Source organism: Streptomyces mobaraensis (assembly GCF_020099395.1).
In the GTDB taxonomy this organism is placed as follows: domain Bacteria; phylum Actinomycetota; class Actinomycetes; order Streptomycetales; family Streptomycetaceae; genus Streptomyces.
Genome location: NZ_CP083590.1, coordinates 4,708,243 through 4,727,002, shown reverse-complemented (window position 1 = coordinate 4,727,002; position 18,760 = coordinate 4,708,243). Strand labels below are relative to the sequence as shown.

The 18,760-nt window shown below is 71.9% G+C and carries 15 protein-coding genes; 6 read left to right on the top strand and 9 right to left on the bottom strand.

Annotated features, from left to right (window positions below):
* Positions 1–8: 8 nt before the first annotated feature.
* The gene (locus K7I03_RS20575) at positions 9–326 is read right to left on the bottom strand and encodes a hypothetical protein (RefSeq protein WP_185944198.1); all 318 of its coding nucleotides are present in this window, start codon (positions 324–326) and stop codon (positions 9–11) included.
* Between the two features lie 485 nt (positions 327–811).
* On the opposite strand from K7I03_RS20575, the gene K7I03_RS20570 reads away from it, so the two are divergent.
* The 5 genes from K7I03_RS20570 to K7I03_RS20550 all read left to right on the top strand — a co-directional run bounded on the left by K7I03_RS20570 (position 812) and on the right by K7I03_RS20550 (position 4,406).
* Entirely contained in the window at positions 812–1,105 is a 294-nt protein-coding gene (locus K7I03_RS20570) for a hypothetical protein (protein WP_185944197.1), read from the top strand.
* A 51-nt stretch (positions 1,106–1,156) separates the two neighbouring features.
* Positions 1,157–2,422: a WXG100 family type VII secretion target gene (locus tag K7I03_RS20565; protein WP_185944196.1), complete on the top strand. Its 1,266-nt coding sequence runs from the start codon at positions 1,157–1,159 to the stop codon at positions 2,420–2,422.
* 98 nt (positions 2,423–2,520) lie between these two features.
* Complete coding sequence (locus K7I03_RS20560; protein ID WP_185944195.1) at positions 2,521–3,540, top strand: hypothetical protein; 1,020 nt, start codon at positions 2,521–2,523, stop codon at positions 3,538–3,540.
* A gap of 9 nt (positions 3,541–3,549) precedes the next feature.
* Positions 3,550–3,948 (top strand): hypothetical protein, encoded by a 399-nt coding sequence (locus K7I03_RS20555; RefSeq protein WP_185944194.1) that lies wholly within the window; start codon positions 3,550–3,552, stop codon positions 3,946–3,948.
* A 53-nt stretch (positions 3,949–4,001) separates the two neighbouring features.
* The gene (locus K7I03_RS20550; RefSeq protein WP_185944193.1) at positions 4,002–4,406 is read left to right on the top strand and encodes a hypothetical protein; all 405 of its coding nucleotides are present in this window, start codon (positions 4,002–4,004) and stop codon (positions 4,404–4,406) included.
* A 36-nt stretch (positions 4,407–4,442) separates the two neighbouring features.
* Here K7I03_RS20550 and K7I03_RS20545 read toward each other — a convergent pair whose 3' ends face one another.
* From K7I03_RS20545 to K7I03_RS20520, 6 genes are all read right to left on the bottom strand, one after another.
* A complete protein-coding gene (locus K7I03_RS20545; protein ID WP_221903274.1) occupies positions 4,443–6,809 on the bottom strand; it encodes a xanthine dehydrogenase family protein molybdopterin-binding subunit in 2,367 nt (788 codons plus the stop codon).
* A gap of 5 nt (positions 6,810–6,814) precedes the next feature.
* A complete protein-coding gene (locus tag K7I03_RS20540; RefSeq protein WP_224347130.1) occupies positions 6,815–9,562 on the bottom strand; it encodes a 2Fe-2S iron-sulfur cluster-binding protein in 2,748 nt (915 codons plus the stop codon).
* Complete coding sequence (locus K7I03_RS20535; RefSeq protein ID WP_185944191.1) at positions 9,559–10,485, bottom strand: FAD binding domain-containing protein; 927 nt, start codon at positions 10,483–10,485, stop codon at positions 9,559–9,561. Before K7I03_RS20535 ends, K7I03_RS20540 begins: the two co-directional genes overlap by 4 nt.
* An 877-nt stretch (positions 10,486–11,362) precedes the next feature.
* Positions 11,363–13,009 carry a beta-N-acetylhexosaminidase gene (locus tag K7I03_RS20530; protein WP_185944189.1) on the bottom strand — a complete coding sequence of 549 codons (1,647 nt, stop codon included), beginning with the start codon at positions 13,007–13,009 and terminating at the stop codon, positions 11,363–11,365.
* A gap of 307 nt (positions 13,010–13,316) precedes the next feature.
* Positions 13,317–13,607 (bottom strand): DUF3039 domain-containing protein, encoded by a 291-nt coding sequence (locus tag K7I03_RS20525; protein WP_078588184.1) that lies wholly within the window; start codon positions 13,605–13,607, stop codon positions 13,317–13,319.
* Between the two features lie 109 nt (positions 13,608–13,716).
* Positions 13,717–14,343: a YqgE/AlgH family protein gene (locus tag K7I03_RS20520; RefSeq protein WP_185944188.1), complete on the bottom strand. Its 627-nt coding sequence runs from the start codon at positions 14,341–14,343 to the stop codon at positions 13,717–13,719.
* Between the two features lie 272 nt (positions 14,344–14,615).
* Between K7I03_RS20520 and murA the strand changes: the two genes are divergently transcribed.
* On the top strand, positions 14,616–15,950 hold the full coding sequence (gene murA / locus K7I03_RS20515) for a UDP-N-acetylglucosamine 1-carboxyvinyltransferase (RefSeq protein WP_185944187.1): 1,335 nt from the start codon (positions 14,616–14,618) through the stop codon (positions 15,948–15,950).
* A 330-nt stretch (positions 15,951–16,280) separates the two neighbouring features.
* Here murA and K7I03_RS20510 read toward each other — a convergent pair whose 3' ends face one another.
* Together K7I03_RS20510 and K7I03_RS20505 are read right to left on the bottom strand one after the other, a co-directional pair.
* Positions 16,281–16,562 (bottom strand): HU family DNA-binding protein, encoded by a 282-nt coding sequence (locus tag K7I03_RS20510; RefSeq protein ID WP_004951951.1) that lies wholly within the window; start codon positions 16,560–16,562, stop codon positions 16,281–16,283.
* Between the two features lie 302 nt (positions 16,563–16,864).
* Positions 16,865–18,298, bottom strand: a complete 1,434-nt coding sequence (locus tag K7I03_RS20505; RefSeq protein WP_185944186.1) for an NAD-dependent malic enzyme — start codon at positions 18,296–18,298, stop codon at positions 16,865–16,867.
* Positions 18,299–18,760 lie beyond the last annotated feature (462 nt).

Below are 18,760 nucleotides of genomic sequence, written 5' to 3'. Positions count from 1 at the left end.
CCTTCATGTCACATGCCCCCCTTGTCGTGGTCCCCGCCCGTGTGACCCGGATCGCCGCCCTTGGACCCGTGCGGATCCAGCTTCGGGTCGTAGTGCTTCGCGACCTCCTGCTGGACCGCCCATATGCGGCGCTGGTGCTCCCGGTCCGTCTCCTGGTAGCCGTTGTGCGCCCCTTGCACGGCCAGGCTCAGGGCCTCGATCTGGTCGGCGAGCAGCTTCGACAGAGCGGCCAGGTCCTGATGCACGGCCCGGTAGGCGCCGTACAGCGCCCCTACCGCGTCGAAGCCCTTGCCCAGATGCCCCTGATCGAAGGTCGCTTGCTCCACGTGTGACGGGTCCGCTTCCGAACCACCCAGCCTGCTTAGCGCTTCGTCGATACGCCCTTTGAAGGTCTTGAGCGTGCCGAGCTCCACCTTCAGCCTGTCGCTCGCGGACTGTGCCCCCACTTCCGCCCCATCCCTCGTCCACCCACTCCATGGTCCCTACATCAAGCCGTGCAAGACTACCGACAGGTAGGTGCGCGCACACCACGAACGATCCCAACTCCTCACCCTCCCTGAGCAGTTGAATGTAGAAGCAAACGACCAGGCTCATGCCCAGCCTCACCGTCAGCGACCACCGCCCATGGCCACGACCGCCGCGCCGGGCGAGGTGAACGCCCGGCACAACACCCCCCACACTCACCGACATGACAGTCTCTGTCAAAATCTTGCTCAGCCATGAGACTTGACTTACAGTCACCGAGGCGCGCCCTGGTGCACAAGACGCACCTCCATCCGCGCCCAAGAGGCCAACAAATCAAGGAGGGTTGATGTCTGATTTCGGCCACGCTGATGACGGCATGGCGGACTTGCTGCGAAGGCTGAACGAGGTGACGGAACGGATGCACGACGCCTGCGCCTCGTTGAAAAAGGTCGGGCCGAAAGGCCTGGGCACTCAGGGCCTCGACGCAGCTTGCTACCACTTCCAGGACAACTGGCACGACGGCATCAAGCGCATAGCCAAGGGGTCCAAGCACATCCACAGCGCTCTGAAGGAGGTCTCGAAGGAGTTCACGGAATACGAACACGTCCTACGCCAGGGGTTCAGCGCCCGCGAACGGTAAGCCGCCGACAGCGCCCCGAATACGACCACCGGACTCACCCGTGGGAGAAACATGTCCGACTCAGCATGGCCTGGCCTTGGGTTCAATCCCGCAAAAGGCAGCGTAAAGACAACCGAGTGGCTCGCACACGACGTCGGCCGAGTCGCAGACGAACTCGAAGAGCTCCATGGCCTGGTAGAACAAATCGGCAAGTCGGACAAAGTCTGGAAGGGGGAGGCGGCCACGGCCTTCAGAGGCCAACTCGGCAAACTGCCCACCTATTTGCAACAGGGCAGCAAGTCCATGCATGACTGCTCCCGTGCGCTGAAGCAGTGGCGTGAGAACCTCCACGCCCACCAGGAGACAGCGAAGAGACTCGAAAGCGACGCGGTAGCCGCGAGGTCAAAAGTCAAAGAGACGGTCGAGGCCAGCAAACTCATCAATCAGAAGATCGATGACATCAACCACAATCATGTGCAGATCTCCAAGGCCGAGGCCGACAAGCTGACCAGCGACAGCAGCAAGGCAGCCTCAGACGCCGCCAAAGCCGTGCACGCACTCGACCTGATCATCGCCGAGGCCGAGCGCCTGCGGGAGAAGTGGGAACGGCACTCGGAAGAAGCGGCCAAGGCGATACGCGAGGCCGCCAAGAACCACCCGCCGGACATCAGTGTGTGGGAGCGGATATCGGGCGGCCTCAACAAGGCGTGGAAGGGGTTCAAGAACTTCCTCGTCAAGCACGCGGATCTGTTTTCCACGCTGTCAAGCGCATTGGCCTTGGCGGCCATCGTGGCCAGCGTGTTCCCACCCGCAGGCGCCGTCCTGGGCGGCTTGTCCGTCGCCTGCGCAAGCGCGGCAGCGGCAGGGCATTACATGGCCTGGCAGCGCGGACTCATCGACAAAAAGACAGCTTTCACCAAAATGGGAATGGACAGCTTGGGACTCTTTCCCTCCTTCGGTGCAGGCAAGGGACTCGTTCAAGGAATAAAAGCAGGCGCCAAGGGCGGCAAGTTGCTGAACGGAGCGAAGGAGGCACGAACAGGGTTCCTGGAAGGTTTTACTAACCCCATCAGCACGAAGGGGATCAGCAATGTCGTGAATCGATTCAGCGGAAAGTCCGGGAAACAAATAATCGGGAAGCCCGGGGAAGCCCGGATCTCCCCTGAAATGGTCACCGGCCCGATAAAGGCCCTGACCACCGTACACGGCCTGGAGAAATTGATCACCCATGGTGAAAGTTCCAGCCACCACGAAAGAGAACCCCTAACCCAAGCACCTGCTCCTTACACCGGCAGAAGAGGTACGCCCACCGCATTCCATCAGGCCCTGGCCAGCTGATTAAGCAGATGAAAACCTCCGCAGACACCACTGCTCGCAGCGACCTCTACATTACCTGGCTTCCCCCCGCCTTCTTCCACCCTCTTCCGCTGGACTCCGTGGATGCCGAAGAAGCAGCCGACCGGCTCTACTACATGGCCGAGAGACTTCTGCCATCCGGCACCGATGAGGAGAGACTCCGGTTGTGCGTGGCCTACGGGTGCCTTCTTGAGGACTTCATTGAGGCAGGAGCCGAGTACGCGGCCTTCTGCGCACTCGATATGGACGGAGAGAGGCAGAGCACCGCTTCCTTGGCGATGTACCGACTCTCGCTTGAGGGCTACACGGCCACAGATCTCCTCGGTCAGACGGCGTCCGCCCTCAGGGAAGCCTATCCGCAGGATGACATACGGTGCACCGACCTCCCCTGCGGCAGAGTCGTCGTACGCATAGGAGATGAACCGTTCCTGGTCCCTTCGGAGTTTTCGGGCACCGGCTTCCCGGTCGAAATGGTCAAGGGAGTGATCCAGGTCTACACCCCCTCACCCGAGGGCTCAGAGGTGATAGTACTGGAACTCACGACTCCGGCCATGGACGACTGGGATTTCTATTCCGAACTGTTCGCCAGTGTTGTTCAAACCATGAACTGGTCAAGCGAGGACGACCTACTATTCCTCACGACACCGTCCCAGGCGTTCCGCCCTGGCGGGGGTAGTCCCACCGCTTCCACACAAGAGATATACGAGCATTCCAGCAATGTTTTGGACGCCTTGGCGATGCATGGATCGGTCAGCCCTGAGAACCGATTGAGCCAGGTTGTCTGCCCCGACTGCCGAGCGGTAGGGAACGCTGCTCCATGTTCTCTCCTGCACGAGTGGTCCGTGCGCAGTGCGACAATCTCCGACAGCCCCACCGAGGCAATGCGGCGCGCCGAGACCGCTCTACTGGCTCACGGATGGAACCGGACTCCCTCATTGACGACGGCAGACCCTTCTTTCTCAGCGGTGCACGCTGCGGGCTACCGCCTTGGCCTGACCCCATTCCCTGCCGATCAGCGACTTCTCGTCAAGGTGCTCGGCCCTTGCCGGAGACCGGCGGGGGCGCCCGCGGGTTACCGTCGGTCGGTCAAGAAGGCTTGAGAGGTGCCCATGCCAGAGCAATTCGACCAGGCCCCGCGTAAATCAAAAACCGTCGTTGACTATGAGCGGATCGCCGGCAAGGGCGGATGGTACGACGAAGCAGGTTGTACTCTCGCCATTTTCCCCCTCGTAGGAGCCCTGGTCGGCTTCAGCAGCGACTTCCGGGCAGGTTATGCGGCCCTCCTGCTCGTCCCTGCCGTCATGTGGCTGTGGGCCCTCGCCATCCGGCGCGCCTTTCGTCTGCGGCCCTTGTACGGCGAGACCCGCGACTACGTGCGGCGCCTGGTGGACGCCGAGGAGAGAGGCGCAAGGATCCCGCAGCCGTCCCCCGCTTTGCAGCAGATGTATCGGGCAGAGAAAGAGGTTCGTGAACACCTTGCGAGAAAGACCCGCAAGAAGCAGCGCTGACACCGGCACCACCCGCTCGCGCCCCGCCCACCATCGGTGGCCGAAAGGCAGTCATGCCCGAGCCGTTTGACGATCTCATCCCGCCGAAGCCGGAAGCCGTCGCTCACTACGAACGGATCGCGGGCAAGGGCGAGTGGTACGACGAGGGAGGGTGCCTGCTTGCCATTGTCGCCGCCCTGGGAGCGCTGGACGCGTCCACAGAAGGGGTGCCCGCCGCCTACGCGGCGCTGCTGCTCGTGCCCCTCGTGATCTGGCTGTGGGTGCTCGCGGTCCGGCGGTCGAATCGCCTGGGGCCGCTGGAGGAGCAGGCGCGCGCGTACGTCCGGGGGCTGCTGGACGCCCAAGAACAGGGCGCCGTGCTGCCCGAGTTGTCGCCACGGCTGAAGGAGCTGCTCAACAGCGAGAAGAACGAACGCCGGTACCGCCGCTGGAAGGAAGTCCGAAAGCGGCGGCGGTGAACCGTGCCGACGGGCTCTCTTCCGCCCGTCCCGCCGTCACGCCCCCGTCGGTACCGCCACCGCCGCCTGCGGCCGGATCGGGAGGCGGTTGACCGGGCGGCCGGTGGCGGCGCGGACGGCCGAGGCGATGGCGGCGGGGGAGGTGACGACCGGGGCGGCGCTGATGGCCTTGGCGCCGAAGGGGGCGACCACGTCGCGTTCCTCGACGAGCTTGACGATGCGGATGTCCGGGGCGTCCAGGGACGTCGGCAGGGCGTAGCCGCTGAAGTCCGGGCGGCGGACCTGGCCTGCCGAGGTGCGGAGGTTCTCGGTGAGGGCCGCGCCGAGGCCCTGGGTGACGCCGGCCTCGATGCGGGCGTGTGCCTGGGCGGGGTTGAGGACGCGGCCGACGTCCTGGGCGACGGCCATCTCGACGACGCGGACGGAGCCGAGTTCGACGTCGACGTCCACCACGGCCCGTACCGCGCAGAAGGCGATGCCGACGAAGGCGTCGCCCTGGCCGGTCTCGTCCAGCGGCTCGGTGGGGTGGGGGCGGCACTGGGCGGTGGCCCAGAGCTCCTTGCCGTCGAGGGCCTCGGCGACGGTGGTGCTGAGCACGCCGTCGTACGAGGTGATCTTGCCGTCGGCGATCGTCAGCAGCTCGGTGGACATGCCGAACTGGGCGGCCAGCGGCTGGAGGAGCTGGGTGCGCACCATGCGCGCGGCCCGCTCGACCGCGCCGCCCGAGACCCAGGTGTGGCGGCCGTGGGCGGCCGGGCCGCACGGCGGCTGGTCGGTGTCGACGGGGGCCACGTACACGTCCGTGATGCCCAGGACCTCCTGGACGATCTGCCGGGCGAGGGTGGAGAAGCCCTGGCCGGTCTCGACGGCGGCGCAGATGACGGTCGCGACGGAACCGCTGACCTTCACCGTCGCCGTGGACACCTCGTCCGCGCCCTCCGCGCCGAGCATGTGGACCATGCCGACGCCGTAGCCGACGCCGCGCCGGACGGCGCCCGGTTCGCCGGCGCCCTCCAGGCCGCCGGGGAGCAGCCACTCCTCCTCCGGATCGTCCTTGGGCAGGGCGGGGAGGGGGAAGTCTCGGACGGCGGCGAGGAGTTCGGCGACGGGGGCCGGGCAGGTGACCGTCTGGCCGGTGGGCAGGATGTCGCCCGTCGCCATGATGTTGCGCATGCGCAGCTCGGCGGGGTCGATGCCGAGCCGCGCCGCCAGCTTGTCCATCTGGCCCTCGTAGGCGGCGCAGACCTGCATCGCGCCCTCGCCGCGCACATGCCCGGACGGCGGGTTGTTGGTGCGGACGGCCCAGCCCTCGACGAAGGCGTGCGGGACGACGTACGGGCCGCAGGCGAAGGCGACGGCGGCGGCGAGCGCGTCGCCGGAGGAGTCGGCGTAGGCGCCGGCGTCCATCAGGATCTGCGCCTCGACCTTGACCAGCTTGCCCTCCGCGTCCGCGTGGTGGCGGTAGCGCAGCAGCGTCGGGTGGCGGTGGGCGTGGCTGAGGAACGACTCCTCGCGGGTCGCCGCGAGCTTCACCGGGTGGCCGGTGCGCAGCGCGAGCAGGCCGAGCGGCAGCTGGACGCCGGAGTCCTCGCGGTCGCCCATCGCGCCGGGCACGCCGGTGACGACGATCTTGACGCGTTCCGGTTCGAGGGCGAAGCAGGCGGCGGCCAGGTCGCGGTCGGCGTGCGGGTCGGTGGAGGCGCAGTAGATCTCGACGCCGCCGTCCGGCCGTGGCACGGCGAGGCCGGCCTCCGCGCCGATGGGCGCCGGGTCCTGCCGGCCGATCCGGTACAGCCCCTCGACCACCACCTCGCCGGTGATCTCGGGGTCGCCGAAGCGCAGCGGGATGTGGCGGATGAGGTTGCCGTCCGGGTGCAGCGGCTCGGCGGAGAAGGCCAGTTCGGGGTCGGTGACCGGCTCCAGCACCTCGTACTCGACGGCGATGGCGGCGGCGGCGAGCCGCGCGGTGTCCGGGTGATCGGCGGCGACCGCGGCGATCGGCTCGCCGTGGTGGCGCACCACGTCCGACGCGAACACCGGGCGGTCCGCGACCCGCCGCCCGTGCGCGGCGTCGCCCGGCACGTCGGCGTGGGTGACGACGGCGTGCACGCCCGGCATGGCGGCGGCCGTCGCGGTGTCGATGGAGACGATCCGGGCGTGCGGGTGCGGGGACCGCAGCACCGCCGCCCACAGCAGGCCCTCCGCCCACAGGTCGGCGGCGTACGGGAAGGTGCCCTGCGTCTTGGCCGCGGCGTCGGCGGCCGGGACGGACACGCCGATGCCCTGCGGGGGTCCGTCGGGGACCGGCGCGGGCGCGGTCACGGAGGAGGTGACCAGGGCGCCGAGCACGCCCGTCACGTCGTCCGGCCCTCCCGAGCCGCCCGCTCCGGCGCTGCCGCCCATCCCCGTCATGCCGTCGCCTTTCCACTGCCGCCGTCGTGCGGCCCCGTCTGGTGCGGGATGCGTCCCGTCGCCGAGTCCTGTTCCCCGGGCGCCTGCTGGGCCTCTTCGAGCGCCGCGGCCGCCTCGGCGCGCTCGTCGGCGACCTGGCGGACGGCCTCCAGAACCCCCCGGTAGCCCGAGCAGCGGCAGAGGTTGCCGCAGATGGCCTGGCGGGTCTCCAGTTCGGTGGGGGCGTGGTTGCCCTCCAGGAGGTCGTGGACCGTCATCGCCAGACCGGGCACGCAGAAGCCACACTGCACGGCGCCGCAGTCGGCGAGCGCGCGCTGCACGTCGGACGGCCGCCCGTCCTGGGCCAGCCCCTCGACCGTCCGCACCTCCGAACCGGCCGTCAGCGCGGCGGGCACCAGGCAGGAGGCCACCAGCCGGCCGTCCACCTGCACCGAGCACGCGCCGCACTCGCCCTGCGAGCAGCCGTCCTTGGCGCCGGCCAGGCCGAGGCGCTCGCGCAGGACGTAGAGCAGGGACTCGCCGATCCACGCGTCGGTGACCGGCCGGTCGGTGCCGTTGACGCGCAGCACGTACGAGGCGCAGGGGTGCTCGGTGGCGGGCGCCTGCGGCTCGTCGAGCGCGGAAGGCGTAGAGGGCACGGCGGGGGCGGGCAGGTCGGCGGGGTCCGTCGGGTCCGCGGGGACGCCCGGGTCGGTGCCTTCCGGGGGGGCGGAGGAGGCGTCGGACGGGTCCGGGGAGGCGGGCGCGTCGAACGGGCCGGGCTGCTCCGGCTGTTCGAACTGCTCGTGAGGCGCGCCGGGGGCGCCTTCCTCAGGCAGGTGCTCGACGGGTGCGGGTGCGGCGTGCGGGGCGGGCGCGTCGTGCGGTACGGACGCGGCGGCGTCCGGTCCCGGGGCGGGCTCCCGCCCGGCGGGCGGCTCGTGCCCCGCCTCCGCCGGGTCGCCGGCGGCGTCGGCCGCACGCTCCCCGTGCTCCCCATGCTCACCGTGCTCGGCGGACGCGTGCGGCTGTTCCACGCCGTGTGCCGGTACGGACTCGGCGCCGTGCGCGAGGGGGTCGGCGTGCGGGACGGCCTCGGGGGCCGCGCCGGAGGCGGCACCGGAGACGTCATGTGGCGCGGCGAGCCCGTGCCGCGGGTACCCGCCGTACGCGTCCTGCGTGTTGTGCGCGTCGTGAGTGTCGTGAGCGTTGTGCGCATCGCGGGCGTCCTGGCCCTGGTGCCCGTTCGCGTGCGGAGCGGCGGCAGGGGCGCCCGGAACGTCGGTCGCCACCTCCCACGCGCCACTGACCGCCTGTTCGCCCGTATCGGTGACGTTCGTGGCGTCCGTACCGGGCCGCGGCGTCAACCCGTCGCCCGGGTACGCGTTCACCCGGTACTCCCCCGACGCGTCGGGCGTGTCGCCCGCCGTCGCCGGGGCGGCCGGCACCGACCACTGCCCGGACGGCCCGGCGTGGTCGGCCGCGTCGGCGGACTGCGCCGGGGACACGGGCACACCGGCCCCGGCCGTCCCCTCCGCACCGCCGCCCAGGGGCTGGTGCCAGGCGCCGGTGTCGGCGGAACCGGGCGCCGGCGCGGGCCACTCCACCGCCGGCCGTGCGGTGGCGGGCGCGGCGCCCGCCCCGCGCGGGGCGGCGTGCAGCGCGTACTCGCCGGACTCGTCGACCGGGTCGTCCCCGGCCGCCGGGACCGACCACTGCCCGGTGGAACCGCTCTGCGCGGCGGCGTCCGGCTCCACGCCGGGCGGGTACGGCAGCGGCCACTGCGCGGTGTCCTGCAGCCCGCCGGAACCGTCGGGACCACCGGCCGCGCCCGGCGCGGCGGGGGCCTGGAAGCCGCCGGGGCCGCCGGCCGCGGGTACGCCGGAGCCGTACGTGCCGCCGGGCCCGTACGCGTCCGCCGCGTACGACTCGGCGCCGTACGCCTCACCGCCATGGACGTCGGCACTATGGACGTCACCGCCGTGGACGTCGGCACCATGGACGCCGCCGCCGTGGACGTCGGCACCATGGACGCCGCCGCCGTGGACGTCGGCACCATGGACGCCGCCGCCGTGGACGTCGGCACCATGGACGCCGCCGCCCCGCGCGTCGGCGCCGGGCACGCCGGAGCCGTACGTGTCGGTGGCGCCGGGACCGGGACCGTACGCGTCCTCGGGCTCGGTCCACTCCGCCGGCCCGTCGACCATGCCGGAAACGTACGGGCCGGCCGGCCAGTCGTCGTGCTCGGGCTGCGCCGCGCGCCCGGCGTCCCCGGGGCGCGCGCCGGCCTGCTGCGGCACGGACGCGCCCTGGTGCGGCTGCGGACCCGCCTGCTGATGCTGCTGATGGTGCGCCACGGACTGGTGGGGCACCGAATGCTGGACACCGGACTGCTGAACGCCGGACTGCTGCTGCACACCGGGCTGGTGGACGCCCGGCTGCTGGACACCCGGCTGATGCTGCGCCCCGGCCTGCTGACCGCCCTGGCCGTAACCTCCGCCGGCGCCGCCCGGGTGCTCCTGACCGCCCGCCGGATACTGCGGCACCGCGTCCCAGGAGGACGCCGCCGCGGGCGGCGCGTACCCCGTCCCGGGCGCGGCCAGCGGCGCCCAGCCGGTGTCGGCGCCGGTGCCCGGGTGCGCCAGCAGTTCGGGTGGCAGCTGGACGAACGCCGTGCCCTCCGCGTCGATCTCCGCCCCGCGCGGCATGGGCTGCCAGCCGCCCTCGACGGGCGTCCGGGCGTGTCGCTGCTGATCGTCACTCACGCGAGTGCCCTCCCCAGTGCTCGGCGGGCCAGAGTCGCCACGGTACGCCGCAGATGCAGCACGGCCGGCGGCAGGGTACCTTCTCCCGGCGCCTGGACGGCGAGGCCGGTGCCGTTGTCCGCACCCTGCGGGGCCGGCGGCGGGTCGGGGATGCAGGCGGCGGCCACGTAGTCGCCGAAGGCGGTCAGCGCCTCGGGGGCCAGGGTCCGTTCGCCGTCCCAGTCGATGAGCGAGGCGACCCAGTGCTCGGCGTCGTACGGGCGCAGCGGCATCGGCGCGACCGCGCCGACCGCGCACCGGACCATCCGCCGGGCCGGGTCCAGGACCACCGCGACGGACGCGGTGGCACGGCCGGGGCCGGTCCGGCCGGTGGCTTTGAGGAAGGTCTGCGGGGCGTGCAGCAGCGGGACGCGGACGTAGCCGATGAGCTCGCCCGGGTGCAGCAGTTCGATCCCGGCGAGCAGCCTGCCGACCGGGATCTCGCGCCGCCCGCCGGGGCCCGCGATGACGAGGGACGCCTCCAGGGCCGCGAGGACGGGCAGCGCGTCGCCGGTCGGCGCGGCGGAGGCGATGTTGCCGCCGAGGGTGCCCGCGTTGCGGATCTGCGGGGGTCCGGCGGCGCGGGCGGCGGCGGCGAGCGCGGGGATGAGGGCGGCGAAGTCCGGCCGGCCCATGCGGGCGTGGGTCAGTCCGGCGCCGAGCAGGGCGTGGCCGTCCTGGTACTGCCAGCCGCGGATCTCGCTGATGCGCCCGAGGCCGACGAGCGCGGCGGGGCGCAGCAGGCCCGAGTTGACCGCTGCCATGAGATCGGTGCCGCCCGCGACGGGCACGGCGGCGGGCATGGCGGCCAGCGCCGCCACGGCCTCGTCGAGCGAGCCCGGCAACGTCACCGTGTGCGCCGCCTGCGGTGCGTGCGTGGTCAACCCAGCTGCCCCTTCCCCGGTGGTCCCGGCTGTTCCGGCCGTCGCGCCGGCATTCCGCCGTACGGTACGTGCTCACGGTCCGGACGTGGCAACTCTGGCACATCTTCCGAGCCCGCCGTCGCGAGGGTCCGCGAACCGCCGCCCCTCCCCGCCCGTCCCGGCCGCCCCGGAGCGGCGGGGGCGGGGACCACCGGGCACGCCGCCCGAACGCGCCCGGGCCGCGGCGGTGTCACGGTCCGGGGGACGAACGCCCGGGCGCGTCGCGGCCGGAGGCGCCGCGGCACCCGCCCGGGCGTGGCACGGCACGCGCCGGGGACGGGACCCGGCAGCGGAAGGCGCCCGCCGACCGGAGGCGTTCCGCCCCCGGCGGACGAGGGCGTTCCGGCCGCCGCCGAGGCGGCGTGCGGGCGCCTCGCGGCGCGTGGGGTCCCGGCGGTTCCGGTCAGTCCGGCGGTCCCGGCAGTCCTGGCGGTTCCGTTCGGCCCGGCAGTCCCGTTCAGCCCGGCGGCCCCGGCAGTTCCGGTCAGTCCGGCGGCCCCGGCGGTTCCGGTCGGCCCGGCAGCCCCAGCAGGCCCGGTCAGCCCGGCGGCCCCGGCGGTTCCGGTCGGCCCGGCGGTCCCGGCAGTCCCGCTCGGCCCGGCCGACCCGGTCACCCCGGTCGTCGCCCCGGTCATCGTCTCGTCATCGTCTCGGCTGCCGCTCCGGCCTTCGTCTCCCATGCCCCGCCACGCCACCCCACACCACGCCCCGCCCCTCCCCACTCGCCACCATGGCAGCATATGACCGCATTTGGCCGGGCCTTGTACGACTTACGGCGGTGTGCGGAGGTCCACCGTGCCAGGGCCGCACCGGCCGGACCGGGACCTTCCGCTCCACGTCACACGATCGGGGGCGCCCCCTCGATCGGGCGTCCGAGCAGCCCGGGCCGGCGCTGCCAGGGACGGGGGCCGCCGGGCGGCCGGTAGGCCACGCCCAACGCGTCCAGCCGCCGGTAGTGGACGGCCATGCGCTGTTCGAAGTGGGCGAAGTCCCGTTCGGCGGGCGGCGGGAGGGCCGACCACACCGCCTCGGCGAAGGCGGCCAGCCGGGGGAACGCCTGGTAGTCCAGCCGTCCCTGGTCCTCCATCACCTCCGTCCAGAGGTTGGCCTGGGCCCCGAGGACGTGCCCGGCCTCCTCCGCGGTGAGTCCCGGCGGCACCGGCTCGAAGCGGTAGACGTCCTCCAGGGTGCGGACCCAGCCGATGGGCACGGGCTCGTCCGGGCCCGGGGCCTGCCGGTGGTCGAGGTAGACCTGCTGTTGGGGGCACATGACGACGTCGTGCCCGGCCCGGGCCGCCGCGACGCCGCCCGCGTAGCCGCGCCAGGACGCCACGGCGGCGCCCTCGGCCAGTCCGCCCTCCAGGATCTCGTCCCAGCCGATCAGCCGCCGCCCGCGCGCGGCGAGCCAGCGGTCGAAGTGCCGGATGAACCAGCTCTGGAGCTCCTTCTCGTCGGCCAGCCCCTCGGCCGCCATCCGGGCCCGCGCCGCCGGGGACGCCTTCCACTGGCCCTTGGGGCACTCGTCGCCGCCGATGTGCACGAAGCGCGAGGGGAAGACGTCGAGGACCTCCGTCAGCACGTTCTCGTAGAAGGCGAGGGTGGTGTCGGCCGGGGCGAGCACGTTCGGGCTGATGCCCCAGGTGTCCCAGACGCCGAGGGCGGCGGTGTCGACGACGTCGGCGTTGCCGAGTTCGGGGTACGCGGCGATGGCGGCCTGCGAGTGGCCGGGCAGGTCGATCTCGGGGACGACGGTGATGTGCCGCTCGGCGGCGTACGCGACGATCTCGCGGAGGTCGTCCTTGGTGTAGTAGCCGCCGTGCGGCCGCTCGTCCCAGAGCGGCGACGCCCGGTGCCCGAGCTTCGTCCGGGATCGCCAGGCGCCGACCTCGGTCAGCCGCGGGTAGCGCTCGATCTCGACGCGCCAGCCCTGGTCGTCGGTCAGATGCAGGTGCAGGACGTTGAGTTTGTGCGCGGCGAGCAGGTCGAGGAAGCGGAGGACGCCGTCCTTGGGGACGAAGTGGCGGGCCACGTCGAGGAGGGTGCCGCGCCAGCCGAAGCGCGGCGCGTCCTGGACACTGACGCACGGGACGTGCCACTCCCGCCGCGCGGTGACAGGCGCCCGCCGGAAGGCGTCGGGGCCCAGCATCTGACGGAAGGTCTGGGCGGCCCAGAAGAGCCCGGCCGGATCGGCACCGTCGAGGAAGATGCCGTACCCGTCGGTGACGATCCGGTAGCCCTCGGGGCCGAGGTCGTCCGCCACCCGGGGGTCGATGCGCAGGACGAGGTGGTTGTGGTGGTCGTCGCCGTCGGGCAGCGGCAGTCCGGTGGCGGCCCCGACCGTGGCGCGCAGCCAGCGGGCGGTGCCCTCGGTGCCCGGACCGGCGTTGATCCCCGTCTCCTCGTCCAGCACCTCCAGTCCCCTGCCGGGCGGGACCCAGGTGAAGCGGCGCGGTGCGGGGACGAGTCCGGTCTCGGTGTCGCTCATGGCAGCCCTTCGGCAGGGGATCCTGGCCCGGTTCCGGAACGGATCCTCCCCCGGAACGGGTGGTCTGGACCAGACCCCGGCTGGTAAGGAACCCCGCACCCCACCCCGCACCGCCGCGAACGCGCAACAGCTCCCCGGCCGCGGACGGTGACGCGGCGGGGAGCCGTGGAGCGAGACGCGAACCCGCCCGCCGGACGGGCCGGCGGCTCGGGGGTCGGGGCGAGGTGGGAAGGGGGGCCGGGAACGGGTGGACGGGGGCGGCGCGTACGGCGGACCACCGCCCGCCACGCACCGCCCGCCCGGGGGGCTACTTCTTGTCGCCGCCCTTACCGCCCTTGTCGTCCCCGCCGGCGCCCATGCCCTCGAAGATCTCCTTGCACATGGGGCAGACCGGGTACTTCTTGGGGTCGCGCCCGGGCACCCAGACCTTGCCGCAGAGGGCGACGACCGGGGAGCCGGAGAGCGCGCTCTCCATGATCTTGTCCTTCTGGACGTAATGGGCGTAGCGCTCGTGGTCGCCGTCGCCGTGCGACACCTGCGGTGTCGGCTCTACGAGGGTGCCTGTACCTGCCCCGCGCTCGGGCTCGAGAGTGCTCATGGTCCCCAAGGGTACTGGGGAGCGGCACGGTCGGCCGAGGCTCGGGGCGCGCGGCGTCCGGCCGCCGCCGCGCGCCCGGTCCGCACCTGGTCGGCGCTCGCCCCGCGCCTCAGTTCAGACTGGGATCGTCCGGATAGGTCGCGACCATGGCCAGCTCGTTCCGCTGCCGCCGGAGCACCGACCGCCACAGCCGGGATGGGTCGGGGGACGAGACGTCACCCGGCTCGGACTCCACCACGTACCAGGCGCCCTCCACCAGCTCCTCCTCCAGCTGCCCGGGCCCCCAGCCCGAGTACCCGGCGAAGATGCGCAGCGAGCCGACGGCGGAGCCCAGCAGCTCGGGCGGGGCCTCCAGGTCTACGAGGCCGATGGCGCCGTGCACCCGCCGCCAGCCGGCGGGGTCGCCCCGGCCCGGGCGGCGCGCGGGGCCGGGGCCGGGCGGGCCGCCGGCGGGGGCGTCCTTGCCGGGCTCGTCGCCGGGGACGACGGCCACGCCGAGCGCCGAGTCCAGCGAGACGGGTCCGCCCTGGAACACCACGCCCGGCTCGCCGGCCAGCGCGGCCCAGGACGCGAGGATGTCGCCCACGCCGACCGGTGTGGGCCGGTTGAGGACCACGCCGAGCGAGCCCTCCTCGTCGTGGTCGAGCAGCAGCACGACCGCGCGGTCGAAGTTGGGGTCCGCCAGCGCCGGGGTCGCGACCAGCAGCCGCCCTGTGAGCGAGGACACCTCCGTCATGGCGACATGATCCCGCATTCCGGGCCCGCGGGAGCCCCCGAAAGGGACGAAAAACCGGCCGGTACGAAGCGTTCCGGAGCACGACGGAGGGGGCGCGCCGGAAGGCGCTCCTTACAGGCGTCCGGCGATAACCGGTAGCGACCACTCCGTTAACGCAGCGTGTTGTGACAAACCCATGACGTGCCAAGGCCCCCCTCAGGGCGGCATCGGGCCCCTCCGGTCGCATTACCCTTTCTTCTTGCCCCCTGCCCAACTCCAGGAACGCGAGATCCATGACCGGCCCTGACGATGTCCTGCTTGTCCACGGCGGTACCCCGCTCGAGGGCGAGATCCGTGTCCGCGGTGCGAAGAACCTTGTGCCGAAGGCCATGGTCGCCGCCCTGCTCGGCAGCGGTCCCAGCCGCCTGCGCAACGTCCCCGACATCCGTGACGTACGGGTCGTCCGCGGTCTGCTGCAGCTGCACGGCGTGACCGTGCGCCCCGGCGACGAGCCGGGCGAGCTGGTTCTCGACCCCTCGCACGTGGAGAGCGCGAACGTCGCCGACATCGACGCGCACGCCGGCTCCTCGCGCATCCCGATCCTCTTCTGCGGCCCCCTGCTGCACCGCCTCGGCCACGCCTTCATCCCGGGCCTGGGCGGCTGCGACATCGGCGGCCGGCCCATCGACTTCCACTTCGAGGTGCTGCGCCAGTTCGGCGCCACCATCGAGAAGCGCGAGGGCGGGCAGTACCTGGAGGCCCCGCAGCGGCTGCGCGGCACCAAGATCCAGCTGCCGTACCCGTCGGTCGGCGCGACCGAGCAGGTGCTGCTGACCGCCGTGCTGGCGGAGGGCGTCACCGTCCTGTCCAACGCGGCCGTGGAGCCCGAGATCGAGGACCTCATCTGCGTGCTGCAGAAGATGGGCGCGATCATCTCCATGGACACCGACCGGACGATCCGGATCACCGGTGTCGACTCGCTCGGCGGCTACAACCACCGCGCGCTCCCCGACCGCCTGGAGTCCGCCTCCTGGGCGAGCGCGGCGCTCGCCACCAAGGGCAACATCTACGTCCGCGGCGCCAGCCAGCGCGAGATGATGACCTTCCTCAACACCTACCGCAAGGTCGGCGGCGCCTTCGAGATCGACGACGAGGGCATCCGCTTCTGGCACCCCGGCGGCGAGCTCAACGCCATAGCGCTGGAGACGGACGTCCACCCCGGCTTCCAGACCGACTGGCAGCAGCCGCTCGTCGTCGCCCTGACCCAGGCGTCCGGCCTCTCCATCGTCCACGAGACGGTCTACGAGTCCCGGCTGGGCTTCACCTCCGCCCTCAACCAGATGGGCGCCCACATCCAGCTCTACCGCGAGTGCCTCGGCGGCTCCGCCTGCCGCTTCGGCCAGCGGAACTTCCTCCACTCGGCGGTCGTCTCCGGCCCGACGAAGCTGCAGGGCGCCGACCTGGTCATCCCCGACCTGCGGGGTGGCTTCTCCTACCTGATCGCGGCTCTGGCGGCGGACGGGACGTCGCGGGTGCACGGGATCGACCTGATCAACCGCGGGTACGAGAACTTCATGCAGAAGCTGCAGGATCTCGGTGCGAACGTGGAGCTTCCGCAGGGGGCCTGACGGGTTGTCCGCCGTGGGGGCGGGGCGGGGGGGGGGTGCCCCTGTCCCGCCCCTTCCCGTTTCTCGCGGGGGCTGCGCCCCCGCACCCCCGAAGCGCCCTGCGGGCGCTGTCCTCAAACGCCGGACGGGCTGGAATATCAGCCCGTCCGGCGTTTGAGGACAAGCGGCGAAGCCGCGATAAGGGGGTCTGGGGCGCAGCCCCAGGAAGCGGCGAAGGTGGGGGTACCCCCTCTGGGGGAGGGACCGGGGCACAGCCCGCCGCAGGCGCCGCGCACGCGAAAGGGCGGCCGCCCCCGCCCGGGGAACGGCCGCCCTCCGGCGTCCGAAGGCTTACTTGCCCTTCGCGGCTTCCTTGAGCTTGGAGCCCGCGGAGACCTTCACGCTGTAACCGGCAGCGATCTGGATCGGCTCGCCCGTCTGCGGGTTACGGGCGGTGCGAGCGGCACGGTGGGTGCGCTCGAAGGTCAGGAAGCCGGGGATGGTCACCTTCTCGTCGCCCTTGGCGACGACCTCACCGACGGTCTCGGCGAGGGCGGCCAGAACGGCGTCGGCGTCCTTGCGGGTCACCTCGGCACGGTCGGCCAGAGCGGCCACCAGCTCACTGCGGTTCATGTTGTACTCCCGTGTCTTTCTTGCCAATGAGGCGTGAGATCGAAGCCGATGCTGCCAGGGCCCTCGGACAGTCCCCGGACCCGGGTCCGCCACTAGATCCCTCGCGCCCCGGGGGGTGCCCCCTGGACGGAGTCCTCGGGGGAGCATCCTGCCCCCACCAGTGGTGGGAAAGCCAATCCGGCACCCTGGAGAGTCACACGGAAAGCGCCACAGCCTCGGAGGGGGCCGCGTTTCCGCGGCCCGTTCACTGCCCGACACCCTATGGGGGCCGTAGGAGCGCCGCGTCACGCGACGCGCCGTGGTCAGGCCGTCGTGGCGGCCGTCACAGCCACTCCGGCGGCCTTGGCGGCCTCGCGGACGGCTCCGGCGACCGCGCCCGCGACCTTCTCGTTGAAGACGCTGGGGATGATGTAGTTCGCGTTCAGCTCGTCCTCGGCGACGACGTCGGCGAGGGCGCCGGCGGCGGCCAGCATCATCTCGGTGTTCACGGTGCGCGACTGGGCGTCCAGGAGGCCGCGGAAGACGCCCGGGAAGACCAGCACGTTGTTGATCTGGTTGGGGAAGTCCGAGCGGCCCGTGGCGACCACGGCGGCCGTCTGGCGGGCGATCGCCGGGTCGACCTCGGGGTCGGGGTTGGCGAGCGCGAAGACGATCGCGCCGTCGGCCATGGCGGCCACGTCCTCGGCGCCGAGGACGTTGGGGGCGGAGACGCCGATGAAGACGTCGGCGCCGCGCACGGCCTCCTTGAGCGTCCCGGTGATGCCCTCGGGGTTGGTGTTGTCGGCGATCCAGCGCAGCGCCGAGCCCGGGTCGGCGGAGACCAGGTCCTCGCGGTCGGCGTGGACGACGCCGTGGATGTCGGCGACGACGGCGTGCTTGACGCCGGCGGCGATCAGCAGCTTGAGGATGGCCGTACCGGCCGCGCCGGCGCCGGACATGACGACCCGTACGTCGCCGATGGACTTCTCGACCACGCGGAGCGCGTTGGTGAGGGCGGCGAGCACGACGATGGCGGTGCCGTGCTGGTCGTCGTGGAAGACCGGGATGTCGAGGGCCTCGCGCAGCCGGGCCTCGATCTCGAAGCAGCGGGGCGCGGAGATGTCCTCCAGGTTGATGCCCGCGAAGCCGGGGGCGATGGCCTTGACGATCTCGACGATGGCGTCGGAGTCCTGGGTGTCCAGGCAGATCGGCCAGGCGTCGATGCCGGCGAAGCGCTTGAAGAGGGCCGCCTTGCCCTCCATGACGGGCAGCGCGGCCTTGGGGCCGATGTTGCCCAGTCCGAGCACCGCGGAGCCGTCGGTGACCACCGCGACGGAGTTGCGCTTGATGGTGAGGCGGCGGGCGTCCTCGGGGTTCTCGGCGATGGCCATGCAGACGCGGGCGACGCCCGGCGTGTAGACCATGGAGAGGTCGTCGCGGTTGCGGATGGGGTGCTTGGAAGCCATCTCGATCTTGCCGCCGAGGTGCATCAGGAAGGTCCGGTCGGAGACCTTGCCGACGCTGACGCCCTCGATGCCGCGCAGCTTCTGCACGATCTCGTCGGCGTGGGCGGTGGACGTCGCGGCGACGGTGACGTCGATCCGCAGCTTCTCGTGGCCGGAGGCGGTGACGTCCAGGCCGGTCACCGATCCGCCGGAGGACTCCACGGCCGTGGTGAGCTGGCTGACCGCGGTACCGCCGGCGGGCACCTCCAGTCGGACCGTCATCGAGTACGAGACGCTAGGCGCCGTTGCCATGGCCGCTTTCCCCTGCTTTCGCTGATTGCGTTGTTCCGCGCGCCCGGGCGTGCGGTCCGGCCGGGGGCCGTCCCCCGCCGGGCGACATCCGATCGTCGCACCTACCGGCCGGTAGACGGTAACCAGCACCGGCTTTCCGGAAGGTGGGTTTCACCATATGAGAGCGCCCTGAGCGCGCTCGGGGCCGCCCACCTGGGCGGATCCCCGTCTTCCCATCATGCGCCGCCCCCGTTAAACCGCAGGCAAAGCCCGCGCGGACGGGACCGGACACGACTGAACACGACCGAAGACGAACGGGCGGTTCCCTCCGGAGTCTTCGGAGGGAACCGCCCGTTCGCGGAAGGTTCAGCGGCACCGACCCGCCATGCTCGCCTCGCGGCAAGTGGTCGCTCGAAGCGACTAAGGTTGGGCCCGGGGGCTTGGATCGAGCCGGTGCCGTATTCAGGCTAACAAACGCCTCCC

Excerpts from the sequence above, each read along its gene's own strand:
- K7I03_RS20570 (WP_185944197.1), top strand. The coding sequence starts at position 812 with ATGTCTGATTTCGGCCACGCTGATGACGGCATGGCGGACTTGCTGCGA.
- K7I03_RS20565 (WP_185944196.1), top strand. The coding sequence starts at position 1,157 with ATGTCCGACTCAGCATGGCCTGGCCTTGGGTTCAATCCCGCAAAAGGC.
- K7I03_RS20555 (WP_185944194.1), top strand. The coding sequence starts at position 3,550 with ATGCCAGAGCAATTCGACCAGGCCCCGCGTAAATCAAAAACCGTCGTT.
- K7I03_RS20550 (WP_185944193.1), top strand. The coding sequence starts at position 4,002 with ATGCCCGAGCCGTTTGACGATCTCATCCCGCCGAAGCCGGAAGCCGTC.
- K7I03_RS20545 (WP_221903274.1), bottom strand. The coding sequence starts at position 6,809 with ATGGGCGGCAGCGCCGGAGCGGGCGGCTCGGGAGGGCCGGACGACGTG.
- K7I03_RS20530 (WP_185944189.1), bottom strand. The coding sequence starts at position 13,009 with ATGAGCGACACCGAGACCGGACTCGTCCCCGCACCGCGCCGCTTCACC.
- K7I03_RS20525 (WP_078588184.1), bottom strand. The coding sequence starts at position 13,607 with ATGAGCACTCTCGAGCCCGAGCGCGGGGCAGGTACAGGCACCCTCGTA.
- K7I03_RS20520 (WP_185944188.1), bottom strand. The coding sequence starts at position 14,343 with ATGACGGAGGTGTCCTCGCTCACAGGGCGGCTGCTGGTCGCGACCCCG.
- murA (WP_185944187.1), top strand. The coding sequence starts at position 14,616 with ATGACCGGCCCTGACGATGTCCTGCTTGTCCACGGCGGTACCCCGCTC.
- K7I03_RS20510 (WP_004951951.1), bottom strand. The coding sequence starts at position 16,562 with ATGAACCGCAGTGAGCTGGTGGCCGCTCTGGCCGACCGTGCCGAGGTG.
- K7I03_RS20505 (WP_185944186.1), bottom strand. The coding sequence starts at position 18,298 with ATGGCAACGGCGCCTAGCGTCTCGTACTCGATGACGGTCCGACTGGAG.